The organism is Luteimonas sp. RC10, from assembly GCF_014192745.1.
Classification (GTDB): domain Bacteria; phylum Pseudomonadota; class Gammaproteobacteria; order Xanthomonadales; family Xanthomonadaceae; genus Luteimonas.
Genome location: NZ_JACHYJ010000001.1, coordinates 443,353 through 469,419, shown reverse-complemented (window position 1 = coordinate 469,419; position 26,067 = coordinate 443,353). Strand labels below are relative to the sequence as shown.

22 protein-coding genes and 1 pseudogene are annotated in these 26,067 nt (G+C 71.8%); 12 read left to right on the top strand and 11 right to left on the bottom strand.

The window, feature by feature from the left end:
- Positions 1-45: 45 nt before the first annotated feature.
- Positions 46-483 carry a rhodanese-like domain-containing protein gene (locus FHW73_RS02010; protein ID WP_183425029.1) on the bottom strand — a complete coding sequence of 146 codons (438 nt, stop codon included), beginning with the start codon at positions 481-483 and terminating at the stop codon, positions 46-48.
- A gap of 101 nt (positions 484-584) precedes the next feature.
- The gene (locus FHW73_RS02005; RefSeq protein ID WP_183425028.1) at positions 585-1,016 is read right to left on the bottom strand and encodes a hypothetical protein; all 432 of its coding nucleotides are present in this window, start codon (positions 1,014-1,016) and stop codon (positions 585-587) included.
- An 85-nt stretch (positions 1,017-1,101) separates the two neighbouring features.
- Here FHW73_RS02005 and oleC point away from each other — a divergent pair, with 85 nt between their 5' ends.
- Positions 1,102-2,769: an olefin beta-lactone synthetase gene (gene oleC, locus FHW73_RS02000; RefSeq protein ID WP_183425027.1), complete on the top strand. Its 1,668-nt coding sequence runs from the start codon at positions 1,102-1,104 to the stop codon at positions 2,767-2,769.
- Positions 2,762-4,345 (top strand): winged helix-turn-helix domain-containing protein, encoded by a 1,584-nt coding sequence (locus FHW73_RS01995; protein ID WP_183425026.1) that lies wholly within the window; start codon positions 2,762-2,764, stop codon positions 4,343-4,345. Before oleC ends, FHW73_RS01995 begins: the two co-directional genes overlap by 8 nt.
- Here the strand turns inward: FHW73_RS01995 and FHW73_RS01990 are convergent.
- Positions 4,329-5,435, bottom strand: coding sequence for a serine hydrolase (locus FHW73_RS01990; protein ID WP_183425025.1), 1,107 nt, complete (start codon positions 5,433-5,435; stop codon positions 4,329-4,331). The genes FHW73_RS01995 and FHW73_RS01990 overlap by 17 nt on opposite strands.
- Positions 5,436-5,605: 170 nt before the next feature.
- On the opposite strand from FHW73_RS01990, the gene oleD reads away from it, so the two are divergent.
- From oleD to ubiB, 4 genes are all read left to right on the top strand, one after another.
- Positions 5,606-6,625 (top strand): 2-alkyl-3-oxoalkanoate reductase, encoded by a 1,020-nt coding sequence (gene oleD / locus FHW73_RS01985; RefSeq protein WP_183425024.1) that lies wholly within the window; start codon positions 5,606-5,608, stop codon positions 6,623-6,625.
- A 56-nt stretch (positions 6,626-6,681) separates the two neighbouring features.
- Entirely contained in the window at positions 6,682-6,840 is a 159-nt protein-coding gene (locus FHW73_RS01980) for a DUF1328 domain-containing protein (RefSeq protein WP_047137175.1), read from the top strand.
- Positions 6,841-6,946: 106 nt separating this feature from the next.
- Entirely contained in the window at positions 6,947-7,591 is a 645-nt protein-coding gene (locus tag FHW73_RS01975; protein ID WP_183425023.1) for an SCP2 sterol-binding domain-containing protein, read from the top strand.
- Positions 7,588-9,270 (top strand): ubiquinone biosynthesis regulatory protein kinase UbiB, encoded by a 1,683-nt coding sequence (gene ubiB / locus FHW73_RS01970; protein ID WP_183425022.1) that lies wholly within the window; start codon positions 7,588-7,590, stop codon positions 9,268-9,270. Before FHW73_RS01975 ends, ubiB begins: the two co-directional genes overlap by 4 nt.
- 34 nt (positions 9,271-9,304) lie before the next feature.
- Here ubiB and FHW73_RS01965 read toward each other — a convergent pair whose 3' ends face one another.
- The 3 genes from FHW73_RS01965 to FHW73_RS01955 form a co-directional block, all read right to left on the bottom strand.
- The gene (locus tag FHW73_RS01965) at positions 9,305-10,201 is read right to left on the bottom strand and encodes a pirin family protein (RefSeq protein WP_183425021.1); all 897 of its coding nucleotides are present in this window, start codon (positions 10,199-10,201) and stop codon (positions 9,305-9,307) included.
- 222 nt (positions 10,202-10,423) lie between these two features.
- The gene (locus FHW73_RS01960; protein WP_183425020.1) at positions 10,424-11,233 is read right to left on the bottom strand and encodes a TatD family hydrolase; all 810 of its coding nucleotides are present in this window, start codon (positions 11,231-11,233) and stop codon (positions 10,424-10,426) included.
- 91 nt (positions 11,234-11,324) lie between these two features.
- The gene (locus FHW73_RS01955) at positions 11,325-13,091 is read right to left on the bottom strand and encodes an endonuclease (RefSeq protein WP_183425019.1); all 1,767 of its coding nucleotides are present in this window, start codon (positions 13,089-13,091) and stop codon (positions 11,325-11,327) included.
- 132 nt (positions 13,092-13,223) lie between these two features.
- On the opposite strand from FHW73_RS01955, the gene hrpB reads away from it, so the two are divergent.
- From hrpB to FHW73_RS01940, 3 genes are all read left to right on the top strand, one after another.
- A complete protein-coding gene (gene hrpB / locus FHW73_RS01950; RefSeq protein WP_183425018.1) occupies positions 13,224-15,779 on the top strand; it encodes an ATP-dependent helicase HrpB in 2,556 nt (851 codons plus the stop codon).
- Positions 15,780-15,969: 190 nt separating this feature from the next.
- Positions 15,970-16,335, top strand: a complete 366-nt coding sequence (locus FHW73_RS01945) for a hypothetical protein (protein ID WP_183425017.1) — start codon at positions 15,970-15,972, stop codon at positions 16,333-16,335.
- 205 nt (positions 16,336-16,540) lie between these two features.
- Entirely contained in the window at positions 16,541-17,590 is a 1,050-nt protein-coding gene (locus tag FHW73_RS01940; protein ID WP_183425016.1) for a patatin-like phospholipase family protein, read from the top strand.
- 50 nt (positions 17,591-17,640) lie between these two features.
- Here FHW73_RS01940 and FHW73_RS01935 read toward each other — a convergent pair whose 3' ends face one another.
- From FHW73_RS01935 to coaBC, 4 genes and pseudogenes are all read right to left on the bottom strand, one after another.
- The gene (locus FHW73_RS01935) at positions 17,641-18,546 is read right to left on the bottom strand and encodes a DNA ligase (protein WP_255492541.1); all 906 of its coding nucleotides are present in this window, start codon (positions 18,544-18,546) and stop codon (positions 17,641-17,643) included.
- A gap of 198 nt (positions 18,547-18,744) precedes the next feature.
- Positions 18,745-21,048 carry a phosphomannomutase/phosphoglucomutase gene (locus tag FHW73_RS01930; protein WP_183425015.1) on the bottom strand — a complete coding sequence of 768 codons (2,304 nt, stop codon included), beginning with the start codon at positions 21,046-21,048 and terminating at the stop codon, positions 18,745-18,747.
- A gap of 12 nt (positions 21,049-21,060) precedes the next feature.
- On the bottom strand, positions 21,061-21,519 hold the full coding sequence (dut, locus tag FHW73_RS01925) for a dUTP diphosphatase (protein ID WP_183425014.1): 459 nt from the start codon (positions 21,517-21,519) through the stop codon (positions 21,061-21,063).
- Positions 21,516-22,732: pseudogene (gene coaBC / locus FHW73_RS01920) on the bottom strand (bifunctional phosphopantothenoylcysteine decarboxylase/phosphopantothenate--cysteine ligase CoaBC). Before coaBC ends, dut begins: the two are co-directional and overlap by 4 nt.
- Before the next feature lie 176 nt (positions 22,733-22,908).
- On the opposite strand from coaBC, the gene radC reads away from it, so the two are divergent.
- The 3 genes from radC (at position 22,909) to FHW73_RS01905 (ending at position 25,392) form a co-directional block, all read left to right on the top strand.
- On the top strand, positions 22,909-23,583 hold the full coding sequence (radC, locus tag FHW73_RS01915; RefSeq protein WP_183425013.1) for a DNA repair protein RadC: 675 nt from the start codon (positions 22,909-22,911) through the stop codon (positions 23,581-23,583).
- Between the two features lie 46 nt (positions 23,584-23,629).
- The gene (locus FHW73_RS01910; RefSeq protein WP_183425012.1) at positions 23,630-24,028 is read left to right on the top strand and encodes a YchJ family metal-binding protein; all 399 of its coding nucleotides are present in this window, start codon (positions 23,630-23,632) and stop codon (positions 24,026-24,028) included.
- Between the two features lie 140 nt (positions 24,029-24,168).
- Entirely contained in the window at positions 24,169-25,392 is a 1,224-nt protein-coding gene (locus FHW73_RS01905) for a lytic murein transglycosylase (RefSeq protein ID WP_183425011.1), read from the top strand.
- A 90-nt stretch (positions 25,393-25,482) separates the two neighbouring features.
- Here the strand turns inward: FHW73_RS01905 and FHW73_RS01900 are convergent, their stop codons facing one another.
- Positions 25,483-26,061, bottom strand: coding sequence for a hypothetical protein (locus tag FHW73_RS01900; protein WP_183425010.1), 579 nt, complete (start codon positions 26,059-26,061; stop codon positions 25,483-25,485).
- Positions 26,062-26,067: the final 6 nt, after the last annotated feature.

Here is a 26,067-nt window from a genome sequence, read left to right as displayed (position 1 = left end):
TGAGGCGGATCGCCGATTATGGCACCCGCGAAGGACGGTCGGCCGTCAGCCGCGGCCCTTGACCAGCGGCAGATCGGCCTGCTGCCAGCCGGCGATGCCGCCGTCGAGCACGTAGACATTCTGGAAGCCGGCCTTCTTCAGCCGTTTGGCGGCATCGCCGGCGGTGCTGCCGGTCTTGCACACCAGCACGACCGGCAGCGCCTTGGCCGCGGCGAGCTGCTTGCTCTCCGGGTCGAACTGGCTCATCTGCACGTTCTTGGCGCCGGGAATGTGGCCCTTGCCGAAGTCGGCGCTCGGGCGCAGGTCGACGACCAGTGCGTTGTCGCGGTTCACAAGCGCGGTCAGCTCGGCCGGGCGCAGGGCCTTGAAGCCGCGGAACAGCCGCGAGATCTCATTGAAGACGATCGCCACCGTCAGCACGGCGAGGATCAGCGACAACATCTGGTTTCGGCCCAGGAAGGCCAGCAGTTCTTCGAAGTTCACGACACGATTCGCGCAGCGTCAGCGGGCGGCGATTGTCGCACACCGCGCCGGGCGCACCACCGGGGGCCGCGATCGGGGGCCAAGGCGGCTGCCGACGCCGGCTATTCGCCTTCCCAGAAGTCGGGCAGGCCGCTGACGTTCCACCAGGTGCCGGCGTCCGGGTCCCAGCGCCAGCGTTCGGTATGACGCAGCGTGCGTTCGGCCATCGAGTGGCGGTTGACCACCCGGATCTCGACCTCGCGCAGGGCCTCGTCCTGGCCGGCCTGGCCACCGAGCGCGCGGTAGCCGGTGACCTGCAGCTGGGCGTAGCGGGCGAAGGCCAGCTCGCCCATCGGCTGCTCGGCACGCACCTCGGGGTCGACCAACTGCCAGGCGCCCTCGATGTCGTTCCAGCGCATCGCGCTCGCCCAGGCGTTGTGCACCCGCTCCAGTGCGCTGCGTTGCTTGCCGCTGCTGGCGCAGCCGCCGATCGCCAGCGCCAGTGCGGCGAGCAGGACCAGCAGCGGCAGGGAGGAGCGGCGGATCGCGCGCATCGGCAGGGTCCAGGGCAACGGGCGTTGGCGCATCGTAGCCGCAACGCCTGCCGGCCGGGCCCGGCTCGCCGGTATCCTGTGGCCGATGACGCATTCCGATGCCCCCAGCCCCGCCGTCGAGGCGGTCAACATCGCGGCCGCGTTGCCGCGTCTGGCGCGCGAGCGCCCCCACCAGATTGCGCTGCGCTGCCCCGGCCCCGATGGGCGCTACCGCGATGCGCATGCGCTCAGCTACGCCGCGCTCGATGCCCGCAGCGACGCGATTGCCGCCGGCCTGGCGGCGCGCGGCATCGTTCGCGGCACTCGCACGGTGCTGATGGTGCGGCCCAGCCCCGAGTTCTTCCTGTTGATGTTCGCGCTGTTCAAGGCCGGTGCGGTGCCGGTGCTGGTCGATCCGGGCATCGACCGGCGCGCGCTGCGGCAGTGCCTGGACGAGGCGCAGGCGCAGGCGTTCATCGGCATTCCGCTGGCGCAGGTCGCGCGCGTGCTGCTGGGCTGGGCGCGCTCGGCGACGATCCGCATCACCACCGGCCGCCGCGCGGTGCTGGCCGACGCGACCCTGGCCCAGGTCGAGCGCGCCGGCACCGGCGCCGGGCCGCAGCTCGCGGCGACGGCCGCCGACGAGGTTGCCGCGATCCTGTTCACCAGCGGCTCGACCGGCGTGCCCAAGGGCGTGGTCTACCGGCACCGCCATTTCGTCGCGCAGATCGCGATGCTGCGCGACGCGTTCGGCATCCCGCCCGGCGGCGTCGACCTGCCGACGTTCCCGCCGTTCGCCCTGTTCGATCCGGCGCTGGGCCTGACCTCGATCGTCCCGGACATGGACCCGACCCGTCCGGCGCGTGCCGACCCGCACAAGCTGCACGCCGCGATCGCGCGCTTTGGCGTCGACCAGTTGTTCGGCTCGCCGGCACTGATGCGGGTGCTCGCCACGCACGGCGCGCCGCTGCCGGGCGTGCGCCGGGTGACCTCGGCCGGCGCGCCGGTGCCGCCGGATATCGTGGCAACGATGCTCGCGCTGCTGCCGCCCGAGGCCTCGCTGTGGACACCGTACGGCGCCACCGAATGCCTGCCAGTCGCGGTCGTCGAAGGCCGCGAACTGCTGGCATTGCGTACCCGCACCGAGCAGGGCGCCGGTACCTGTGTCGGCCGGCCGGTCCCACCCAACGAGGTGCGGATCATCGGTGTCGACGATGCCGCGATCGCCACGTGGTCGGACGCGCTGGAGCTCCCGCGCGGGCAGATCGGCGAGATCACCGTCGCCGGACCGACGGCGACCGACAGCTACTTCGGCCGCGAGGCGCAGACCCGGCTGGCGAAGATCGCCGAGACCCTGCCCGACGGCAGCACGCGCATCGTCCACCGCATGGGCGACCTGGGCTATTTCGACAGCGAGGGCCGGCTGTGGTTCTGCGGGCGCAAGGGCCATCGTGTCGTCACCGCCAGCGGTACGCTGTGCACCGAACAGGTCGAGCCGGTGTTCAACGTCCATCCCGATGTCGCGCGCACCGCCTTGGTCGGCGTCGGCCCTGCTGGCCGCCAGACCCCGGTGCTGTGCGTGGAGCTGCAACCCGGTGTGGGCAAGAGCGAGGACGCGCGCATCGCCGACGAGCTGCGCCACATCGGTGCCGGTTTCGTGCACACCGCCGGCATCGCGACGGTGCTGTTCCACCCGCGCTTCCCGGTCGACATCCGCCATAACGCCAAGATCGGCCGAGAGACGCTGGCCGCCTGGGCCGCCGCGCGTGTCTGAGTCCGCCGCCGCGTCGCCTGCGCACTATCGTCTCGACGACCTGCGCATCGACGTGGCCCGGCAGCGGGTGGAGCGCGATGACGGCCAGGTGCTGGACGTGGCCGGGCTCAGCTTCCGCCTGCTGCATTACCTGTTGATGCAGGGTACGCGGGTGGTCGGCTTCGACGAACTGATCGCGCAGGTCTGGGCGCCCGCGCTGGTCGGCGAGGACACCGTGACCCAGCGCGTGCGCCTGCTGCGCCAGGCGCTCGGCGATGACGGACGCCGGGCGCGTTACCTGCGCTCGGTGCGCGGCTGCGGCTATCAGCTGTGCAGCCCGCCACGTCCGGACGACGATGCGTTGCGCGTGTCCCACGTCCGCGGCCGGGCGCTCGTTGCCGCTGCGGTGCTGGCGCTGTTGCCGGTGATCGCTGCGATTGGCTGGTGGTCGTGGCCGCGACCGGCTGCGCAGGCGCTATCGCCGCTGCTGCAGCGTGCCGACTACTACGCCAGCATCGGCCAGCGCGAGAACAACGCGCGTGCGCTCGCGCTGTACCGCCAGCGCCTGCAAGAAGCGCCGGCCGACGTGCAGGCCGTGCTGGGCCTGGCCCGCGCGCATGCCGCGCGACTGTGCCTGTATGGCGGCGACCTCGCCGATGCCGACCGCGCGCAGGCGCTCGCCGAACACGTGCTCGCGCGCCAGCCGCACCTGGCGGCCGCGCACGCGGCACTGGGCTATGCCCACGACTGCCGCGGCGAGGTGGCCACGGCACTGGCCGGCTACGAACGCGCGGTGGCCCTGGACCCCGACGCCGATGCCGCGCGGGCGTCGGCCGCCTACCTGTACGCGCGCCAGGGCCGGCTGGCCGATGCGCTGGCGGCCAACCTGGCCGTGCACCGCCCTGAGGATGCGCGGTTCCTGGCGCTGCAGATCGCCGCCGACCTCGACCTGCTCGGCTATGCCGACGCGGCCGAAGGCCGCTACCGGCGCAGCTTCCAGCTCTATCCCGACAACGTGTTCTCCAACCTCGCCTGGCCGAGCTTCCTGTACCGCCACGGGCGCGGCGCGCAGGCGCAGGCGGCGCTGGATGAGGCGCTGACGCGCGGCACCGACCACGCGGGCCTGCAACTGCTGGCCGCCGAGCTGGCGTTGCAGCGCGGCGATCTCGATGTCGCGCGGCATGCGGCGCAGCGCGCGCGTGCGCTCAAGCCGCATGCGAGCCTGCCGGCGACGGTCGCCTGGATCGTCGGGGCCGAGCCGCGGCCTGCGGCACCGGCGCTGCGCGCACGCATCGCCGCGCTGCGCACGGGGCTGGCCAGGGGCGGCGATCCGCTCGACGGACTCGATGCCGCGCTGCTGGCATCGCTGGCCGGCGATCGCGCGGCGGCGCTCGATGCGTTGGACGGCGCGGTCACGGCGGGCCATCGTGATGCGGACTACCTGCGGGTCTCGCCGCTGTTCGCCGACCTGTGCGGCGAACCGGGCTTCGCCGCGGTGCTGTCGCGGATCGACGCCAGCATCGCGCGCGATCGGGCGCGCGTGCAGGCCGCCGGGCACCTGCCGGCCGACGCGGTCGCGGTCACGGCAGCGCGCTGAGCACGTAGTCCTGCAGCAAGGCCCGGGTCTGCGTGTGCATGCCCGGCCGGTTGTAATGGGTCCGGGTCACGACCACGACCAGCCGTTCTTCGGGAATGACGAAAACCGCGTTGCCGCCATTGCCCGACATCGTCCAGGCCTGCCACCGCCGCGCGCCCGCGGCCACATCGAAGCGCCACAGCTGGTAGCCGTAGTCGGCATCGAACGGTGTCCGCGCGCGTGGCTGCAGCATCGCGTCGATCCACGCCGCCGACAGCACGCGGCGGTCCTGCCAGCGACCGCCATCGGCGAGCAACTGCCCGAGCCGGGCGAGGTCCCGGCTGCGGTAGCCGGTGCCGCCGCCGCCCATGCCGGTGCCTTCGGGTGCGCGCTTCCAGGCCGCCTCCGCGATGCCCAGCGGTCGCTCCAGTGTCGCGCGCGCGAAGTCGGCCAGCGCCATGCCGCTGGCGCGCTCGACGATCGCGCCCAGCAGCAGGCTGTTGGCGGTGCAGTAGGCGAACGCCCGCCCGTACGGACTGTCGGCCGGTCGCGTCTGCCACGGCGCGTAGCCGCGCTCGGGCAGATCGAGCGCGAAACCCGTCCAGTCCGCGCTCACGTACATGCGTTCCTCGTGGCCACTGGAGAAGGTGTTGTTGTCGTCGCACTCCCATTGCGCGCTCATCGTCAGCAGGTCCTCGACGGTCGTCGCGTCCTTGAACGCGCCGGGGTGGGCTGGCCGGCGGTCGGGGAAGAAGCGCAGCACCGGCGTGCGGACATCGGCGATCAGGCCGCGATCGATCGCCGCGCCCACCAGCAACGCGGTCACGCTCTTGGTCAGCGAACGGGTGTCGTGCAGCGTGTCGCGCTCGGCGCCGTCGAAGTAGGCCTCGTGGATCAACGCACCACGGTGGACGATCAGCACACTGGTGGTGTCGGGCGCCGCGCCTGCTGTGATCGCGGCATCGAGCGCCGAGAGCTTTGCGGCGTCCCAGCCCAGACGGATGGGATCGGCGACCGGCCAGCCATCGTCCAGCGCCGGAGGCGACGCGGTGGCGGTGGACAGCGGGCAGGCGAGGGTGGCCAGCAGAAGCAGGCGCGGCAGGATGGACATCGTCGGCACTCCGTTCGGGGAGCGGCCAGCCCACCAAAGCGGCGGATGAAGTGCCCGGTGGCGGGATGAAGGTTTCTGAAGGGCTTGCCGATCAAGCGCTTGCACGCACCTGCGTCGCCAGTCCGGCAGGCGCCCGCTATCGTGTGCGCTTCTCAAGCGTGGAGCGCGACATGCAGATCCTGGTCACCGGCGGCGGCGGCTTCCTCGGGCAGGCCCTGTGCCGCGGCCTGGTCGCGCGTGGCCACACGGTCGCCAGCTTCAACCGCGGTCACTATCCCGAACTCGAGGCGCTGGGCGTGCGCCAGATCCGTGGCGACCTTGCCGACCGCGACGACGTGCGCGCGGCGGCGGCCGGCATGGAGGCGATCTTCCACAACGCCGCCAAGGCCGGCGCGTGGGGCGACTACGACAGCTACCACCAGGCCAACGTCGTCGGCACCCAGCACGTGCTCGACGCCTGCCGGGCGCAGGGCGTCGGCCGGCTGGTTTACACCTCCACGCCGAGCGTCACCCATCGCGCCACGCATCCGGTCGAGGGCGGCACGGCCGACACCGTGCCCTACGGCGAGGGATTCAAGGCGCCGTACGCGGCGACCAAGGCGATCGCCGAGCGCGCCGTGCTGGCGGCTAACGGTCCGGACCTCGCCACGGTCGCGCTTCGACCGCGGCTGATCTGGGGGCCGGGCGACCAGCAACTGCTGCCGCGCCTGGTCGAGCGGGCCCGCGCCGGCCGGCTGCGCTTCGTCGGCGACGGCGAAAACCGCATCGACACCACCTATATCGACAACGCTGCGCAGGCGCACTTCGACGCATTCGCGCATCTGGCGCCCGGCGCGGCCTGCGCTGGCCGCGCGTACTTCGTCAGCAATGGCGAGCCGACCACGGTGCGCTGGATCATCAACGCGCTGCTCGAAGCGGCCGGTGCGCCGCCCGTGCACAAGACCATTCCGTTCCGCGCAGCCTATGCGGCCGGTGCGGTGTGCGAAACGCTGTGGCCGCTGCTGCGCCTGTCCGGCGAGCCGCCGATGACCCGCTTCCTGGCCGAGCAACTGAGCACCAGCCACTGGTACGACATGGCGCCGGCGACGCGGGACTTCGGCTACCGGCCCGCGGTTTCCCTTCACGATGGACTCATCCGGCTGAAAGATTCGCTCCAAGCGCCGGCGCGCCATCACCTGATCGCGACCTGAGCGGGCATACGGTGGCCCCGTAGCCGCTACTGGCCGAAACCCACCAGGAGACCACCATGCTCAGATATGCCGTCATCTTCCTCGTCGTCGCCATCATCGCCGGTGTCCTCGGCTTCAGCGGCGTGGCCGGTGCCGCCACCAATATCGCCTGGATCCTGTTCGTGGTGTTCCTGATCCTGGCCGTGATCTCGATGCTGCGTGGCCGAGGGGTCTGACGCCCCGACCGCATCGTCGCGATGACGCAAAAGGCCCGCCACTGGCGGGCCTTTTGCGTTGCGCGGCGCGAGCGCTGCGGCCTGGGCCCGACGCTACAATCGCGCCATGGCCGACCTTCCGTTCTCTCCGTTCTCCCTGCTCAAGCCGATGGCCGGCCGCGCGCTGGAGACCGCGCTCAACCGCGCGATCGCGCTCGATGCCGACACCGGGGCGGCGCTGCGCGCCCTCGACGGCCAGCAGATTGCGCTGGCGCTGAGTGCGCCGCCACTGGCGCTGACCTTGCGCGTGGACGGCGACCGCCTGCGCGTGGGCCCGGTCGATCCGGAGGTCGAGGCCGATCTGTCGGTGCGGACCACGTTGGCCGGCGCGCTCGGTCAGCTGCCGTTCCTGCGTCGCGGCGACGCGCCGCCGATCGGCCAGGTCCGGGTCTCGGGCGATGCCGAGCTGGCGCGCCGGCTGCAGCGCCTGGCCGCGGGCTTCGATCCCGACTGGCAGCGTCCGTTCGTCGCCGTGCTCGGCGAGGTCGTCGGTGTGCAGGTCGCCAATGCCTTCGCCGCGGCGTTGCGCCAGGCGCAGGACGTCGGCCGCAACCTGGCCCAGAGCGCGGCCGAGTACGTGACCGAGGAAACGCGCGATGTGGTGCCGCGCGCCGAACTCGAGGCCTTCTACGACGATGTCGACGGCCTGCGCGACGACGTCGAGCGGCTCGCGGTGCGAGTGGCCCGGCTCGGTCGCGGGACCGCCGCATGAAGGGCCTGCTGCGCGCTTCGCGCATCGGCCGGGTGCTGCTGCGTTACCGGCTCGACGACCTGCTCGACGGCACGCCGGCCGAACGCTGGCTGCGGCTCGCACGGCCGTTCGTGCCACGGGCCTCGGCCGCGATCGCGGCACAGTCGCGTGGCGCCCGGCTGCGGCTGGCGTTGCAGGAACTCGGTCCGATCTTCGTGAAGTTCGGGCAGATCCTCTCGACCCGTCGCGACATCGTGCCGCCGGACATCGTCGACGACCTGGCGCTGTTGCAGGACCGGGTGGCGCCGTTCGATGGCGCGTTGGCGCAGGCGATCGTCGAGCGCGAGCTGGCGATGCCGATCGCGCAGGCCTTCGTCGCCTTCGACCCGGTGCCGCTGGCCTCGGCGTCGATCGCCCAGGTGCATGCGGCGATGCTGCCCGGCACCGACGACGGCCCGCCGCGCGAGGTCGTGGTCAAGGTGCTGCGCCCGGGCATCGAAAAACAGATCGCCGCCGACGTCGCGCTGCTGCGCAATCTCGCCGCGCTGGTCGCGCGCACGCATCCCAATGCCGACAAGATCCGCCCGCGCGAGGTCGTGGCCGAGATCGAGAACACCCTCGCCGCCGAACTCGACCTGCAGCGCGAAGGTGCCAACGCCTCGGTGCTGCGTCGCTTCTGGGCGCAGTCGAGCGATCTCTACGTGCCGGCGCCGGTCTGGGAGCGCACCGCCCAACGCGTGCTCACGCTCGAGCGCGTCTACGGCATTCCCAGCGACGACATCGCCGCGCTCGACGCGGCCGGCATCGATCGCTCCGCGCTGGCGGCCAAGGGCGTGCGGGTGTTCTACACCCAGGTCTTCCGCGACAACTTCTTCCACGCCGACGCGCACGCGGGCAACATCTGGGTCGATCCCGAGCGCACGACCAATCCGCGCTTCATCGCGCTCGACTTCGGCATCATGGGCCAGCTCTCGCGCGAGGATCAGTACTACCTTGCCGAGAACTTCATGGCGATCTTCCGTCGTGACTACCGCCGCATCGCCGAACTGCACGTGCAGGCAGGCTGGATGCCGGCGCATCTGCGCATCGACGAGCTCGAGGCGGCGGTGCGTGCGGTGTGCGAGCCGTACTTCACCCGCCCGTTGTCGGAGATCTCGCTGGGCGAGGTGCTGGGCAAGCTGTTCCGCACCGCGCAGCGCTATGAACTGACCCTGCAGCCGCAGCTGATCCTGCTGCAGAAGACCCTGCTGAGCATCGAGGGCATCGGCCGGCTGCTCGACCCGAAGCTCGATATCTGGGCGGTCGCCCGTCCGGTGCTCGAGCGCATCCTCGTCGAGCGCTACAGCCCGCCGCGGCTGCTGCGCGAGTTCCGCGATCGCCTGCCCGAACTGGTCACCCGCGCGCCGGAAATGCCGCAGCTGCTGCACGCCTGGCTCAAGCAGCAGGTCGAAGGCCGACACGAACTGCGCATGCGCTCCGACGACCTGGCGATGCTGACCACGACGATGCAGGGCATGCAACGCCGGGTGGTCGCGGCGATTCTCGGCGTGGGCCTGTTGATCGTCGCGGCGGTGCTCTACGCGCTCGAGGCCGGTGGCCCGCGTGTCGTCGGCGTGCCGGTCGCGACCTGGGTTGCGGGCATCGGCGGCGTCTGGGCCTTGCTCGCCGCGTGGCCGCGGCGCGGAGGCGGACCGCGGTAGTCGCTGGCGCGGTCGCGGTCGTGCGCCGCCCGCGTTACGACATCGCCGGTGGCGCTGGAAACGGCGTGTTGTCGGGAAGCGGGATGAACTCCGCATCGTCGGCGTCGGGCAGTTTCATCCGGCCGGCCGTCCAGTCCGCCGCCGCTTGCGCCAGACGCTCGCGCGAGGACGAGACGAAGTTCCAGTAGATGAAGCGCTCGCCGACCGGCTCCCCGCCCAGCACCATCACCGTGGCCTGCTCGGCGGCGCGTACGCGCGATGCCGCCGCGCCCAGCACCAGCATCGTCCCGGCGCCGTAGCGTGTGCCGTCCAGTTCGACTGCGCCGGTGGCGACGTAGAGGCCGCGTTCCCGGTAACCGCCTGGAATCTCCGCGACCGCGCCGGGGGCCAGGTCGAGATGGGCGTAGAACAGCGGCGACAGCGTCTTGGCGCCTGCGTGCAGCCCGTAGGCGCTGCCGGCGATGAGATGACCGGTCACGCCCGCCTCGTCCCACTGCGGCAGGTCATGCCCGGCGTGATGCGAGAACGCGGGCGCGATCTCCTCCTGCCCATCGGGCAACGCCACCCAGGCTTGGATGCCGTGCACGCGGTCGCCGTGCTGCCGCGCATGATCGAATCGCTCGCTGTGGGTGATGCCGCTGCCGGCGGTCATCCAGTTGACCTCGTGCGGCTTGACCGCCTGGGCGTAGCCGAGGCTGTCGCGATGCATGATCTGGCCCGAGAACAGATAGCTCACGGTCGACAAGCCGATGTGCGGATGGGGTCGGACATCGACGCTGCGATCGATGCCGGCGGGCAGGTCGACCGGGCCCATATGGTCGAAGAACACGAAAGGCCCGATCATGCGGCGCTTGGCGAACGGCAGCACGCGACCGACCGAGAAGCCGCCCCCCAGGTCGTGGCGGCGCTGGGGAATGATCATGTCGATCATGCGATCTGTCCTGATGGCGGAGCGGCGAGCATCGCATGCCCGCCGTCGGCGATGCTTCGCGCCGCTTGCGCGGCTGCCGGCGGCGTACCCGGATCACGGGCATCGCGATGCAGGCCCGGTCCACGGGCCGGGGAGTCACGCGCTGGGTCGGTGGCCCGATGGCGCCACTGCTGGCCGGTGTTTGCGGGGGCTGAAAGGAGCGCGTTTATCGGGCCCGGATCATCAGTCCAGGCCGAAGAATGCCGCCGCAGTGGCTGTGGTCGCCTGCGCAGTCGCCTCGGGCGTTTCGCTTCGGTCGCGCGCGAGTTCGGCGACGATATGCGGCAGGAACGCCGGCTCGTTGCGGCGGTCCTTGGGCATGGGATCGAGCGTGCGCGGCAACAGATACGGCGCGTCGGTTTCGACCATCAGCCGGTGCGCCGGGATGTTGGGCACCAACTCGCGCAGGTGGCGGCCGCGGCGTTCGTCGCACAGCCAGCCGGTGATGCCGATGTGCCAGTCGCGGTCGAGGCAGTCGAACAGTTCGCGCCGGCCGGCGGTGAAGCAGTGCACGACCACCGGTCCGATCCGGCCCTCGAAATCCTGCATGATCGCGACGAAGTCGTCGTGCGCGTCGCGCTGGTGCAGGAACAGCGGCTTGGGCGTGCCGGCGGCGGCCAGATCGGCCGCGATCTGCAGCTGGCGCTCGAAGGCGCGGCGTTGCGCCGGGCGCGGCGAGAAATCGCGGAAGTAATCGAGCCCGCATTCGCCCACCGCCACGACCTCGGCATGCGCATGCAGCGCGCGCAGTTCGGCGTCGCATTCCTCGGTGTACTCGGCCGCATGGTGCGGATGCACGCCGGCGGTCGCGTACAGCAGGCCGGGGTGCTGGCGCGCGAGTTCGAGCGCCTTGGGCGAGTGCTCGCGGCTGGCGCCGGTGACGATCATCCGGGTCACGCCGGCATCGCGCGCGCGGGTCAGCACGGCGTCGCGGTCGCGGTCGAAGCTGTCGTGGGTGAGATTGGCGCCGATGTCGATCAGGGGCGGGGGCACGCGCGAGCACCTTGTGGAACGGGCCGCGCATTGTAGGCCGGCACGCGCGTCGCCCGGCACGACGCGCGTGCCGGGCGGACGCGGAGGGCTTTCAGTTCGCCAACTGGCAGCTGGCCGGCCGACTGCTCTCGAACAAGGCGCGGGTCGCCCACTCGGGATGGTCGACGAACGGATTGCGGTTGCCCTGGAAGCTGTAGACGACCTCGTTGCGCGCGCGTTCGGCGGCATCCGGCGGGTCGGCCTGGTGCCAGGCCAGCAGTGTCGACAGCAGGCCCATATAGGCCGGCGAGGCCGAGGTGCCGACGATGCGGCTGCGGTCGTCGGTCAGTTCCAGGTCGGGCTCGGACTGGCCAGTCGAGGGATGCGTGCCGCCCTCGTAGCGGATCGCCATGTACAGCACCGCGCGCGCCATGTCGCCCTTGCGATGGCGCCAGACCTGGAAGCCGGCGTTGTCGGTCCAGTTCGAATTGCCGGGGAACGTGCCGGTGCCGCCGCCGACGCCGTGGTTGGCTTCGGTCGCACGCTCGCTGCAGCTGGCCTGCGTACTGCAGTCGGCGAACGGCTTGTTGCCACGCGCGGCGTTGTGGTCGGTGTCGGTGAGATAGAGCATGTGCGCGTCGGTGTGCGGCGCATTGGGCAGGCCCTTGTCGCCGGTCGCGCTCGGGAATCCCAGCGACTTGGGCCAAGTGTGCTCGCGGTTGTAGGTCAGGCCGCTGCCGGTGCCCGCGCGGCCCGACACCTTGGTGTAACTGCGGTTGCGATAGACGTCGAGGATCCGGCCCGGATCGTTGGGATCTTCGTCGGCGATCTCCAGGATCGTCCAGGTGCTGGTGCCGCTGCCGCTGTAGGGATACGAGGTGTGGCCGCGGATCGTGGCGTGCAGCGAGCAGCGCAGTTGCGCGGCGCTGCTGGTGTTGACGCGGCCGTAGTAGTCGCCGCCGCCGGTGCTGCCGCTGGCGACGGTGAACGCGACGCTGGCATCGCTGGCCGGCTGCAGTCCATCGGCGTCGTGGATGGCCGCGGCGCTGATACTGAGCGTGCACGCCTCGCCGCCATGCAGCGCGGTGCCGGTCGACAACGCGAAGTGCGTGCCGCTGGTCGGGTGGTCGAGCGCGATCGTGCCCGACGTCGCGCATTGCAGCGCGAACGCGCCCGGCGACAGCGTGACCGCTTCGCTGAACTCCACCGACAGATCGCCGGCGGCCGGGAAATCGCCGGCACCGGCCACAGGGCGGGTCGCGACCACCGCCGGCGGCGTGCCCGAGCCACCGCCGTTACCGGCGAAGGTCTGGCCGGTGTTGCAGGCCCCGAAGGTCTGCGACGCCGACGACGCCCAGTCGAAGTCGGCGGCGGTCGCGCCGCTGCCGGTGAGCTGCAGCGAGGTGCCGACCGGCGCCGACGCACTCTCGGACACCGGCAGGTTGTGGCTGGACAGCCCGGCGGCCGGGCCGTTGCCGGCGACGATCGTGCCTTCGTAGCTGATGAACTGCACGACGTTGCCGGCCGCGTCGACGAGCGCGATGCCGTCGTTGGGGCCGTTTTGCAAGCCGTCGCGTGGGAAGGTCACCGTCGCGATCGACACCGCCGCCCCGCAACTGCGCGGCTGGCCGGCGGGGACCGCCACATTGCCGTAGGTCGTCGCCGCGTTCGGCGTGTTGCTGCCGTTGTAGAGCCACAGTCGGTAACTGGCGAGGTTCTCGCCGGCGGTGGCGACGATCTCCACGGCCTCGCCGACATCGGCACCGGCGTTGTCGTAGTGCAGCTCGTTGACGAACACCTCGGCATGCGCAGCCGGGGCTGCGAGCAGGGCGAGCAGCCACGCCGCAGCGCGGACGGGACGGGGACGGCAAGGGGACATGGCGATTCCGGGCTCGGAGACGTGCCGACCTTAAGCGCCACAGATGACGGTTGCCACCCGGGACAACCCTAAGCGGTCGCCGGCGCGCGCCACGCCTATCGCGCGGCCGACCGGCCCGCTAGCCTGTGCGCCGTGACCACCGCCGCTGCTCCCGATTTTCCGATTGCCCCGTTGCTGCCCGAGCTCCTCGCCAGCCTGGCCGCGCATCCGCGCCTGGTGCTCGAGGCGCCGCCCGGTGCCGGCAAGACCACCCAGGTGCCGCTGGCGCTGCTGGACGCGCCGTGGCTCGCTGGCCGTCGCATCGTGATGCTCGAGCCGCGCCGGGTCGCGGCGCGTTCGGCCGCGACCTTCATGGCCCGCCAGCTCGGCGAGGAGGTCGGCGGTACGGTCGGTTACCGCATCCGCTTCGAGCACCGGGTGTCGGCGCGCACGCGCATCGAGGTCGTGACCGAAGGCATCCTGACCCGGATGCTGCAGGACGATCCCGAGCTCGGCGGCGATGGGCCAGGCAGCGTCGGTGCGCTGCTGTTCGACGAATTCCACGAGCGGCATCTGGCCGGCGACCTGGGGCTGGCGCTGGCGCGCGAGGTGCAAGCGAGCCTGCGCGACGACCTGCGCATCGTGGTGATGTCGGCCACGCTCGACGGCGCGCGCATCGCGCAGTGGTTGGATGCGCCGCGGCTGTCGAGCGCGGGGCGCAGCTTCCCGGTCGAGGTCGCCCACGCGCCGCCGCGTCAGGGCGAAGCGCTGGCGCAGCAGGTGCGTCGCGTGCTCGCCGACGCGCTCGCCGCGCATCCGGGCGATGCGCTGGTGTTCCTGCCCGGCCAGCGCGAGATTGCGCGCGTGCAGGCGCAGCTGACAGCCGATGCCGAACGACTCGATCCGGGCACTGCCGGCGGCACGCCCGAGGTGCTCGCGCTGCACGGCGAGCTGCCGGTCGAGGCGCAGGCGCATGTGCTGCAGCCGGCCGCCGACGGCCGGCGTCGGGTGGTGCTGGCGACCAACGTTGCCGAGAGCAGCGTCACGCTGCCGGGCGTGCGCATCGTGATCGACAGCGGACTGGCGCGCGAACCGCGCTTCGATCCCAACAGTGGGTTCTCGCGGCTGGATGCGGTGACGATCAGTCAGGCCTCGGCCGACCAGCGTGCCGGCCGTGCCGGTCGCGTCGCGCCGGGCGTGGCGCTGCGCCTGTGGCCAGAATCGCAGCGGCTCGAACCGCAGCGTCGTCCCGAAATCGCGCAGGTCGAGCTGGCGGCGCTCGCACTCGAGTTGGCGGCCTGGGGCGACAACGCGCTCGCCTTTCCCGATGCGCCGCCGGTCGGTGCACTGGCGGCCGCCCGCGATCTGCTGCGCCGGCTCGACGCGCTCGATGCCGGGGACGCGATCACGCCGCTCGGCCGACGCATGCTCGCCCTCGGTACCCATCCGCGGTTGGCGGCGATGCTGTTGGCTGCCGACACGCCCGCCGCACGTGCGCTGGCCTGCGACCTGTGCGCGCTGATCGAGGCGCGCGATCCGATGCGCGGCGCGACGCGTTCGGATGCGCTGGCCGTGCGTTGGCAGGCGCTGGCCGCGTTCCGCGCCGGGCGCGTGCCGGCCGATGCCGCGCGCTCGGCGCTGGCGACGATCGATGCGGCGGCCCGGCAATGGCGGCGACGCCTGCGGGTCGAGGTCGCGCCGCCATCGAGCGTGCCGGCGCATGCACTCGGCGACCTGCTCGCGCACGCCTTCCCGGACCGGATCGGGCATCGCCATGCCCGCGATGCCCGACGCTATGGCCTGAGCAACGGACGCATGGCCCGGTTGTTCGACGACAGTGCCTTGCTCGGCGAACCGTGGATCGTTGCCAGTGACTTGCGCTTCGAGGCGCGCGACGCGCTGCTGCTGCGCGGCGCGCCGGTCGACGAGGCGCAGCTGCGCCGGGCCTGGCCTGCGCGCTTCGTCGTCGCCGACGAGACCCATTGGGATGCCGGCAAGCGCGCGCTGGTGGGCATGCGCGTGCAGCGCTTCGACGGCATCGTGCTCGACGCCCGTCCCAATGGCCGGGTCGATCCGGCGCAGGCTGCGCGCGCGCTCAGCGACGCGGTCGGCGAACTCGGGCTCGACGTGCTGCCGTGGCGCGACGGGCTGCGCCAATGGCAGGCGCGGGTCGAAGGCCTGCGGGCGTGGATGCCCGAACTGGGCCTGCCCGACCTGTCCGATGCCGCGCTGCTGGCCACCCGCGAGGATTGGCTGGCGCCGGCGTTCGCCGGCTGTACGCGCCTCGACGCGCTGGACGCCGACACGTTCGCGCAGGCGTTGCAGGGCCGACTCGACTGGACGCAGCGCCAGCAGCTCGACCGTCTGACGCCGGTGCGGATCACGGTGCCGTCCGGCCAGGCGCGCGCCATCGACTACGGCCTCGAGGCCGACGGCACGCCACGCGCGCCCGTGCTCGCGGTCAAGCTGCAGGAACTGTTCGGACTGGCCGACACGCCGGCGATCGCCGATGGCCGCGTCGCGCTGACGATCCACCTGCTGTCGCCGGCCGGCCGGCCGCTGCAGGTCACCCGCGACCTGCAGGGGTTCTGGGCGCGCACATATCCGGAGGTGCGCAAGGAGATGAAGGGGCGGTATCCGAAGCATCCGTGGCCGGAGGATCCGTGGAACGCCCCAGCAACGCATCGGGCCAAACCGCGGGGTACCTAGCGACATTGGGATCCGGACCCGTGGCGACGGTGTGGCATGGGCGCAGGTGTTGGGGGTGCGTGGCGCGGCGCGGCGCGTCCGCACAACGGCGGTTGAACGTGCCGGCGAGCGGGGCCTGCGCTCACGCTGGATCGACGGTCGCCGACGCACACTGACCGCCTTTCCTCATGGTCATTCTCAGGAGCCCCCGATGAGCAAGTTCGAAGCGCTGTCCGACAAGGCCGTGTCGCTGGTCGGCCAGGCAGGCGACAGCCTGCGCCACGCGATTCCGGGCACGGCGGAAAAGTGGCTCAAGACCGGTCTGACCGTGGGCGCCGCGCGCACCGGCGCGAAGGTCGCCGGCGGGTTCCTGCGCCGCAACCCGGCGATCGTGGCGGCCAGCGCCATCGGCCTGGGCCTGGTCTGGGTCGCTGCGCGGCAGTACCGCAAGAAGCAGGCGAACGGCGCTCTCCAGGGCAACGCGCGCCGGATCGAGGCCGGCAACGCGGCCGCGCGCAAGCGTTCGGCCAATGCGGCGCGCGGACGCAGCGCAGCGGGCGAGGCCGACGAGGGCTGAGCCGCACCGGCGCTCACGCGCCATGGCTCGCGTTGATGTGCGGATAGGGCGGCCGATCCCGTTGGGGGTCGGCCGTTTTCCGTCGTGCCGGTCCGGCGGGCGAGGGCGGTCCATGCGCCTGCACGCGTCGCGTCATGCCGCCGGTCCCTGCCCGCGCGCGACGGGCCCCGGTATCCTCGCGCCTCGTCCCTTCGATCCCACTGCCATGCGTCCACGCCTCCCGTCGTTTTCCATCTCGCGCCGCGCACCGCTGACGCTCGTGCTGTGCGCTCTGACGATGCTTGCGGCCGGCTGCGGACGCGACAACGTCAAACCGGTGCCGGCGACGCCTGCTGCGACGCCCGCGGCGCCCGCGACCAGGACGCCGCCGGTCCGGATCGGCCTGGCGTTGGGTGGTGGCGCGGCCAAGGGGTTTGCGCACATCGGTGTGATCAAGATGCTCGAAGCCAATGGCATCAAGGCCGATGTCGTCGCCGGGACCAGTGCCGGCAGCGTGGTCGGCGCGCTGTACGCAAGCGGCATGGATCCGTTCCGGATGCAGGAGCGGGCAGTGGCGCTCGATGAATCGAGCATTCGCGATGTGCGGCTGTTCTCCGGCGGCCTGGTGCAGGGCGTCGCGCTGCAGGACTACGTCAATCGCGAGGTCGGCAACCGCACGATCGACCGCTTGCCGATTCCGTTCGCGGCCGTCGCCACGCGTTTGGAAACCGGCGACCGCATCGTGTTCGTCCGCGGCAATACCGGCCAGGCGGTGCGCGCCTCGAGCAGCGTGCCGGGCGTGTTCGAGCCGGTAAAGATCGGCGACCGCCACTATGTCGACGGCGGGGTCGTCAGCCCGGTGCCGGTGGACGCGGCCCGCCAACTCGGCGCCGACCTGGTGATCGCGGTCGACATTTCCAGCAAGGCCAGCGGCAGCACGCCGGGCAGCATGCTGGGCATCGTCAACCAGTCGATCGCGATCATGGGCCAGAACCTTGGGCGTCAGGAACTGGCGCGCGCGGACGTGGTGATCCGACCGCAGGTCAACGACATCGGGCCGGCGAGTTTCGAACAGCGCAACGCAGCGATCCTGCAGGGCGAGCGTGCTGCGCTGGCCGCGATACCGCGCATCCGCGAGAAGCTCGCCGAACTCGAGCGCGCACGTGCGGCTGCGCGTGCGCCCGCCAAGCCGGTCGAGCCCGAGCCAGTGGACATCGACTGCGGTGACAGTTGGGTACGCAGGCTCAATCCCTTCGCCAAGGAACGCGCCTGCTGACCGCGCGGGCGCGTGCGGCGTTGCAGTCGCTCTGACGCCGACGAGCTTGCTCAGCGAGGCGCCGCGATAGGCGCGCCGGTGCCTTCGTCGGGCCGCCGGCCGCGCGGTTCATCGTCGCGCACCCGCAGGAACCGGGCGAAACGCGGCAGGCCGTTGCTGGTCACGCCGTTGTGGCGGTAGGTGACCAGGCTGCCGATCGCGGGCGGGTCGATCCGTTGTGCGTCCCGCAGCCCGCTGCCGATCCGGAACCGGCGCCCGTCGCGATGCTCGACCAGCAGTGCGCCGACCATCCCGGTGTACTTGCCCTTGCCCGGCAGATAGCCCACCACCCGCGCCTCGGCATCGTCGAACGGCTTGAGCTTGCGCAGTGCGGGACTGCGGCCGGCGGCGTAGCGCGCGTCGCGGTGGTGCAGCATCAATCCCTCGCCGCCGCTGGCGACGACCTCGGCCAGCCGGGCATCGAGCGCAGGCTGCGAGGGCAGGCGGGCCTGCGCCACCATCGCCAAGTGCGGATGCGTCATGCGCACGGTCAGCTGCCGCATCGCGACAACGCGATCGGAGAACGGACCGGGATGGCCGGGCAGGTCGAAGACCAGGAACCGCAGCTGCCGCCAGCGCGGATCGGTCGGGTCGGCGCCGCGCACGAGCGCGCTCGTCTCCTCGAACCGGCCGCGCCCGAGCCACAGCTCGCCGTCCATCGGCCCATCGGGCCAGCCGCGGGTGAAGCCCGCCGGGACCGCAATGCGCTGGCCGCCACGCGTCCACAGTGCCTGGCCGTCCCAGCGCCCGCGCACGCCGTCGAGTTTCTCGCTGACGTAATAGGCGCCCACGTCGATCTCGCCGTGCAGGTCGGTGGCCAGCATCAGCGCATCAGCGGCGGGCTGTGCAGGCACCGGCATCGGCGCGAGGCCGGTGCACAGCCACAGCAGGCAGGACAAGCGGATCGGCATCGACATGACGGCACTCCGGTGAAGGTGTGCTGCCAGCCTCGCTCACGACGTCGAGGCAGGACATCGGCCTGTCGCCCGTGCCGATGTCGGATTCGGCCGCGAATGCGGGTCAGGGTGCCCGCGTCGCCCGCCATTGGCGAAGACGCAAAGCGCACCAGGGCGCATGGGTCGCAGGCGGCCGCGCGGCGCCGCCCGCAAGGCGGCTTAGAACGGCAGCGTCAGCCCGGGTTCGATCGCGAGCAGGCGCTCGCGGAACAGCGCCTGGATCCGCGCCAGTGCCTGCGCATCGTCGGCATCGAAGCGCAGCACCAGCACCGGCGTTGTGTTGGACGCGCGCACCAGTCCCCAGCCATCGGGCCAGTCCGCACGCAGCCCGTCGATCGTCGACAGCCGCGCGCCGTCGAATGTGGCCTGCGCGAGGAACCGGGCGACGAAGGCGTGCGGGTCGCCGCCGGGCACGTCGACCTTGAGCTCGGGCGTCGAGACGCCGACCGGCAGCGCGTGGAGCGCGGCGGTGGGGTCGGCCTGCAGCGCGAGGATCTCCAGCAGCCGCGCAGCGGCGTAGAGGCCGTCGTCGAAGCCGAACCAGCGCTCGGCGAAGAAGAAATGCCCGCTCATCTCGCCAGCCAGTTCGGCACCGGTCTCGCGCATCTTGGCCTTGATCAGCGAGTGGCCGGTCTTCCACATCAATGGGCTGCCGCCGTGGCGCAGCACGTGGCCGGTCAACCGCCCGGTGCATTTGACGTCGTGGACGATCAACGCACCGGGATTGCGTTCGAGCAGGTCGGCGGCAAACAGCATCAGCAAGCGATCGGCGTCGATGATGGCGCCATCGGCGGCAACCACACCCAGCCGGTCGCCATCACCGTCGAAGGCCACGCCCAGGTCGGCGCCCATGCGCTTGACCACATCGATGAGGTCGGCCAGGTTGCGCGGCTCGCTCGGATCGGGATGGTGGTTCGGGAAGGTGCCGTCGATCTCGCAATGCAGCGGGATCACGTCGGCGCCGATCGCCTCGAGCACGCGCGGGCCCAGGGTGCCGGCCGCACCGTTGCCGGCATCGACGACGACCTTCAGCGGCCGTGCGATCTGGATGTCGTCGGCGATGCGCCGGACGTAGTCGTCGGCGAGGTCGCGCTCGACCAGCCCACCCGGCACTGGCGCGGCATACAGGCGTTCACCTGCGATGCGCGCGTGCAGCTCGGCGATGGCCTCGCCGGCCAGCGTCTCGCCGCCGACAACGATCTTGAAGCCGTTGTATTCGGGCGGGTTGTGGCTGCCGGTGATCGAGACGCAGCAGCCGGTCCGCAGGTGGTAGGCGGCGAAGTAGGTCAGCGGGGTCGGCACCAGGCCGATATCGACGACATTGCGTCCGCTTGCGCGCAGGCCGGCGATGAGGCCTGCGGCGAGGTCGGGCCCCGAAAGGCGGCCGTCGCGACCGACCACGATCTCGTCAAGTCCCTGCTCGTGCATCAGCGAGCCGATCGCGCGTCCGATCCGCTCGGCGATCGCGGCATCGAGCGTGCGCCCGACGACACCGCGGATGTCGTAGGCGCGGAAGATCGCAGGATCGAGTTGCGCCGCTGCCGGTTTGGGTGCGCTGGCCGGTGCCGGGCGGGGCGCCGGCCGGTCCACATCCGCGGTCTGCAACGACTGGGCGAGGGTGGGCTCGGCATCGGATTCACTGCCAGCAGGCGAGCGCCGCCGTGCGAGCCGCCCGGCCGCGATCGCCAGGGCCAACAGCGTTGCGGCGAGCCCCCACAACGGCAATGCGGACAGTCCAAGTGGCGGGCGACCGACGTGCGGAGTCGCTGCGACGATCCGCAGCTGCGTGCCCGGCACCGGTCGGCCCAGGCGCTCGGCGACGTTCGACAGCGCCGGCTCGCCGCGCGCCATCAGGGTCTGGCTTCCCTGCCGCAGTGCGACGTAGGTCGCCGGGTCGACCTCGACGGCGGCCAGGCCGGCGGTCGCGCGTTCGAGCGGGAGCGCCGCGATCGCCACGCCCACCGGGCGCTCACCCACGCGCGCCGGCGCGGTGACCAGGATCTGCGGACCGGCGGGGCCGCCGGCCACCATCAACACCGGCTCGCCGGCGGCGACCGCGCTCTCCAGAGCCGCGAGCCGGCCGAAACGGCCCGGCGCCAGGGCGTTGTATTCGCTGCGCAGGTCGTGCGGGACCACCGCGACGCCGGTCGCACCTGGCCAGTCGCGGCCGAGCGCGGCACCGGCGGCATCCAGGCGGCCGTCCTGCAGCGCGCGCTGCACCGGCGCGCTGGCCAGGCGTTCGCGCATCCGCCGCAGCTCGGCCTGCAGCGCCTGGCCGGTCGCATCGACCGCGGCGTCGCGCGCCTGCGTCACGCTGGTGCTGCGCTGCCCGGCCTGCCACTGACGGACGCCCTGCCAGGCGCACCACAGGGCCAGCAGTGCCAGCACCACGGCGAGCACCGGTGCGACGCGTCCCAACTGCGTCATCAGTTCGCGTGTGCGATGCGGATCCTTCTCGCCCATGGCCTGTCCCCGTCAGCGTACGCCCGAGTGCCCGAATCCCCCGGCCCCACGTGCGGTGTCGACAAAAGTATCCACCACGTTGAGCGTCGCATGCACCACCGGCAGCAGCACCAGTTGCGCGATGCGGTCGCCCGGTTCGATGGTGAAGGCGTCCTTGCCGCGGTGCCAGACGCTGATCATCAGCGGGCCCTGGTAGTCGGCATCGATCAGGCCGGTGCCGTTGCCGAGCACGATGCCGTGCTTGTGGCCCAGGCCCGAGCGCGGCAACACGACCGCGCACAGTCCCGGATCGCCGATATGGATCGCCAGCCCCGAGGGCACCAGCGCGACGTCGCCGGGCAACAGCGCCAATGGCTCGTCGAGGGCCGCGCGCAGGTCAAGACCGGCACTGCCTTCGGTGGCATAGGCCGGCAGCGGCCACTGCTGGCCGAAGCGGGCATCGAGCACGCGGACGTCGAGGATGTGGTTCATGGCGGCTCCGGATCGAGGCGGTGGGCGATCAGCGCGACCAGGTCGGCCGCGACCGCGGTCTTGGGGCCGGGCCCCAGCGAATGCTGGCCGGCGGCGTCGTGCACCACCAGCAGGTTGTCGTCGCCCTCGAACCCGCTGCCGGCGACGCCGACGCGGTTGGCCGCGATCAGGTCGACGCGCTTGGCGGCGAGCTTGTGGCGGGCGTTGTCATCGACATCGTCGGTCTCGGCGGCGAAGCCGACCATCAGCCGGGGCCGGCGCGGGTCGGCGGCGAGCTCGGCGAGGATGTCGCGCGTGCGCACCAGTTCGAGCGTCAGGCCGGCCTCGCCCACACGCTTCTTGATCTTCGACGTGGCGACCCGAGCCGGGGTGAAGTCCGCGACCGCTGCGGCGCCGACGTAGATGTCGGCGGGCAGGGCAGCGAACACCGCGGCATGCATCTGCGCGGCCGAGCGCACGTCCACACGCGTCACGCCATCGGGCGTGGGCAGGTGCACGGGACCGGCCACCAGCTGCACATCGGCACCGGCCTGCGCGGCGGCCGCGGCTACCGCGAAGCCCATCTTGCCGCTGCTGCGGTTGCCCAGGAACCGCACCGGGTCGAGGTCTTCGTAGGTCGGTCCGGCACTGACGATCACCCGCCGGCCCGCCAGCGGCCCGCTCATGCCGGCAGCGCCGCGACGATCGCGGTCGGCTCGGCCAGCCGTCCCGGGCCCGATTCGCCTTCGGCCAGCGGGCCGTCTTCCGGCCCCACCACCTGCGCGCCTCGCTCGCGCAGCAGCGCGAGATTGGCCTGCGTGGCCGGGTGCAGCCACATGCGGTGGTTCATCGCCGGGCACACGGTCAGCGGCGCAGTCGTCGCCAGGCACAGCGTGGTGACCAGGTTGTCGGCAAAGCCATGCGCGAGCTTGGCCAGCGTGTTCGCAGTCGCAGGCGCTACGACCACGCGCGTGGCCCACCGAGCCAGCTCGATGTGGCCCATCGCGGCCTCGGCGCCCGGGTCCCACAAGGTGGTGCGCACCGGTTCGCCCGACACCGCCTGGAAGGTCGCGGCCGAGACGAAGTGCAGCGCGCTGTCGGTCATCGCCACGCGCACCTGGGCGCCGGCATCACGCAGACGCCGCACGAGCTCGGCGGCCTTGTAGGCGGCGATGCCGCCGCACACGCACAGCAGGATGCGCTGCCCATGCAGCGAGGTCGACGCGCCAGCCATGGTCGGGGAAGCCCTACCGGAAAATCGACCGACAGCTTACCCGAAGCGAGGTGGACCGCTGGCTGCGCCGGGGCGTGCGCACGCGTTGCAATACAGGTCCCGCCGGCATCGGCGATGCGCGTCCGACACCCTCCCCGTCGCGTCGCGCCGGTGCCGGCTCCCCAACGGAGGCGGCGATGCACATCTCGAAATGGCCCAAGAGCGAGCGACCGCGCGAGAAACTCTTTGCCCGGGGCGCGGGCGCGCTGTCGGATGCGGAGTTGCTGGCGATCTTCCTGGGCTCGGGCCTGCGCGGCATGGATGCGGTGGCGACCGGCCGCCAACTGCTCAAGGACCACGGCTCGCTGCGCGCGCTGCTCGAGCGCGGGCCGCAGGGGCTCGCGCAGCTGCCGGGCCTGGGCCTGGCGCGCGCCAGTGGCCTGAGCGCCGCACTCGAAGTGGGCAACCGGGTGCTGGCCCAGACGCTCGAATGCGGCGAGGCGATCACCGATCCCGGCGCCGCCGGTCGCTATTTCACTCAGCGTCTGCGTGGCCTTCCCCATGAAGTCTTCGCCGTGCTCTATCTCGACGCCCGGCACCGCGCGCTGGCCTTCGAGGAGGTGTTCCAGGGCACGATCGACAATGCCGAGGTGTATCCGCGCGAACTCGCACGGCGCGCGCTCGCGCACAACGCCGCCGCGATCATCGTCGGCCACAACCATCCCAGCGGCAGCAACTGCCCCAGTGGCGCCGACCGCACGGTCACCAGCACGATCCGCCAGGCGCTGTCGCTGGTCGATGTGCGTGTGCTCGATCACTTCGTCATCGGCGAGGGTGAGGCGGTGTCACTGGCTGCAACGGGGTTTCTGTGAGCACGTGCCGCTCGCGATCGCGCCACGGTGCTTGCACAATGCCCGGATGCCCGCACCCGATCCGTCCTCCCTGACCGCCTGTCCCTGTGGCCGCCGCCTGGCGTTCGACGAGTGCTGTGGTCGCATCCACGCCGGCATGCCCGCGCCGGATGCCGAAACCCTGATGCGCGCGCGCTACAGCGCCTACGTGCGCGGCGATGTCGACTACCTGCGGACGAGTTGGCATCCGCGCACCTGTCCGCCGGATCTCGATCTGCGCGGGCCGCAGCCCACGTGGCTGGGCCTGGACGTGCGCGCGTTCGACGTGCTGGAGGACGACCGCGCCGAGGTCGAGTTCGTCGCGCGCTATCGCATCGGCGGCGGCAGCGTCGTGCGCATGCGCGAGTGCAGCCGCTTCGTGCGCGAGGACGGTCACTGGTACTACGTCGACGGCGACGTGGCCTGAGACCGGGTCCACATTGCGCACTTCACCGTGGGTCGTGCGCTGCCGCCTGAGCGGCGCGTTAAACCCAAATCCACGCACGCGTCCGCTGCCGGCCTCGTGAGGCACAGTGGCGTGGCTGTTCCGCCCCGGAGTTCCATTCGATGAAGAACCCTTTGCGTGCCGTCACCACGTTCGCACTGCTGGGTGCAGCCGGCGCGGTGGCCGCGGCCACGCCGCCGCCACCGCCTGCCAACCCGGCAGCGTTCGCTCAGTGCCTGGCCGGTATCCGCGGCGATGCCGCCAAGCGCGGCATTCCCGGCGACGCTTTCGATCGGCTGACGTCCGACCTGCAGCCGGACATGAGCGTGTTGCCGCTGCTCGACGCGCAACCCGAGTTCACCACGCCGCTGTGGGACTACCTGGCCGGGCTGGTGGATGCGCAGCGCGTCGAGGATGGCCGCGCGATGCTGGCCGAGCACCGCGACCTGCTGGCGCGGGTGTCGGCGCAGTACGGTGTCGATGCCGAGACCGTCGTTGCGGTCTGGGGCGTGGAGAGCGACTACGGCCGCATCTCGGGCAAGCGGCCGCTGCGCGTGTCGCTCGCCACGCTGGCCTGCAACGGGCGCCGGCAGCCATTCTTCCGTGGCGAGTTCCTGGCGCTGCTCGACCTCCTGCACAAGGGCGATCTGCGCGATCCGGGCTTGACCGGCTCTTGGGCCGGTGCTTTTGGCCACACGCAGTTCATGCCCAGCACCTACGCGCGTATCGCGGTGGATTTCGACGGCGACGGCCGCCGCGATCTCGTCGACAGCATCCCCGACGCCCTGGCCTCGACCGCGAACTACCTCGCGCGCGCCGGTTGGCGCAGCGGTCAGCCCTGGGGCTACGAGGTCCGGTTGCCGGCTGGCTTTGCGATCGCGCAGGCCGGACGCACGAACCGCCGGCCGGTGTCCGACTGGGCCGCGCGCGGCGTGACCCGGGTCGATGGCGGCGCGTTGCCGGCCGGCGATACCCGCGCGGCGGTGATCGCACCGACCGGGGCCTCGGGCCCGGCGTTCCTGGTGCTGCGCAACTACGATGCGATCTATTCCTACAACGCCGCCGAAAGCTACGCGCTGGCGATCGCCTTGCTCGCCGACCAGTTGCGAGGCGGGACCGGTCTGAAGACACCGTGGCCGACCGACGATCCTGGGCTGTCGCGCGCCGACCGCCGCGCATTGCAGACCCTGCTCGCTGCGCGCGGACACGACATCGGTGAGGTCGACGGGATGATCGGGACAGCCACCCGGCGTGCGATTCAGGCCGAGCAGCGCCGGCTCGGGCTCAGCCCCGACGACGGCCGGGCAGGGCGCCGCATTCTCGAGGCCTTGCAGGCCGGACGTTAGCGAGCGGATGCCCTGCGCCTTCGCCGGTACGCCTGCCGTCGGCGTGTGCGCACGCCGACACTGGCCTGGGTCACAAGGCGCGCGCTGCGATTACTGGCGGCGTTGGTAGCGTCCGTTGAAGTCCGCGCCGTTGCCGCACAGCGCGGCGTCGGCCTCGACGACGATGCTGGGCCCGTCGAAGCGAACCGTGATCGAAGCGGGCGCGCGCTTGAGGTCGGCGACGGTCACCGACATCAGTTCGCCCTCGAACGGCATGACGTTCGCTTCGATGCCGTCGTCACGCAGTGGGCCGCGGGCGTGGAGCTCGCAGTCGGCCGCCACGGCTGCACCATCGCTCGCTGCGCTGCCGCCACGCAGCACCACGTCCCAGTTCGCGCCGTCGGCGCTCGGTGTCAGCTCAAGGTCGGCCACGTGCACGCCCCGCAACGCATAGTGCCCGGCATGTTCGGGTTGCTCGGAAGGCGGACGGTCTGCGTTTGCTGTGCCTTGCGACGGCGCCGTGCCACGTGCCGTCTTGTCCGGCGGCGCGGCCGCCTGTGAGCAGCTCGACAGGGCGAACGCCAGGCAGGTGGCGGCGGTCAAGGTAATGGCAGGACGCACAGGGACAGGGGGCATGCCATCGGCTCCGTCGTCGGTCGTTGCGCCGCACGATAGCCGGACCGCGGTCATCGATGC

Bases quoted from the DNA above. Each gene is read 5' to 3' on its own strand.
- FHW73_RS02005 (WP_183425028.1), bottom strand. From the start codon at position 1,016: ATGCGCGCGATCCGCCGCTCCTCCCTGCCGCTGCTGGTCCTGCTCGCC.
- oleC (WP_183425027.1), top strand. From the start codon at position 1,102: ATGACGCATTCCGATGCCCCCAGCCCCGCCGTCGAGGCGGTCAACATC.
- FHW73_RS01990 (WP_183425025.1), bottom strand. From the start codon at position 5,435: ATGTCCATCCTGCCGCGCCTGCTTCTGCTGGCCACCCTCGCCTGCCCG.
- oleD (WP_183425024.1), top strand. From the start codon at position 5,606: ATGCAGATCCTGGTCACCGGCGGCGGCGGCTTCCTCGGGCAGGCCCTG.
- FHW73_RS01980 (WP_047137175.1), top strand. From the start codon at position 6,682: ATGCTCAGATATGCCGTCATCTTCCTCGTCGTCGCCATCATCGCCGGT.
- FHW73_RS01975 (WP_183425023.1), top strand. From the start codon at position 6,947: ATGGCCGACCTTCCGTTCTCTCCGTTCTCCCTGCTCAAGCCGATGGCC.
- ubiB (WP_183425022.1), top strand. From the start codon at position 7,588: ATGAAGGGCCTGCTGCGCGCTTCGCGCATCGGCCGGGTGCTGCTGCGT.
- FHW73_RS01965 (WP_183425021.1), bottom strand. From the start codon at position 10,201: ATGATCGACATGATCATTCCCCAGCGCCGCCACGACCTGGGGGGCGGC.
- FHW73_RS01955 (WP_183425019.1), bottom strand. From the start codon at position 13,091: ATGTCCCCTTGCCGTCCCCGTCCCGTCCGCGCTGCGGCGTGGCTGCTC.
- FHW73_RS01945 (WP_183425017.1), top strand. From the start codon at position 15,970: ATGAGCAAGTTCGAAGCGCTGTCCGACAAGGCCGTGTCGCTGGTCGGC.
- FHW73_RS01940 (WP_183425016.1), top strand. From the start codon at position 16,541: ATGCGTCCACGCCTCCCGTCGTTTTCCATCTCGCGCCGCGCACCGCTG.
- FHW73_RS01935 (WP_255492541.1), bottom strand. From the start codon at position 18,546: ATGTCGATGCCGATCCGCTTGTCCTGCCTGCTGTGGCTGTGCACCGGC.
- FHW73_RS01930 (WP_183425015.1), bottom strand. From the start codon at position 21,048: ATGGGCGAGAAGGATCCGCATCGCACACGCGAACTGATGACGCAGTTG.
- dut (WP_183425014.1), bottom strand. From the start codon at position 21,519: ATGAACCACATCCTCGACGTCCGCGTGCTCGATGCCCGCTTCGGCCAG.
- radC (WP_183425013.1), top strand. From the start codon at position 22,909: ATGCACATCTCGAAATGGCCCAAGAGCGAGCGACCGCGCGAGAAACTC.
- FHW73_RS01910 (WP_183425012.1), top strand. From the start codon at position 23,630: ATGCCCGCACCCGATCCGTCCTCCCTGACCGCCTGTCCCTGTGGCCGC.
- FHW73_RS01905 (WP_183425011.1), top strand. From the start codon at position 24,169: ATGAAGAACCCTTTGCGTGCCGTCACCACGTTCGCACTGCTGGGTGCA.
- FHW73_RS01900 (WP_183425010.1), bottom strand. From the start codon at position 26,061: ATGACCGCGGTCCGGCTATCGTGCGGCGCAACGACCGACGACGGAGCC.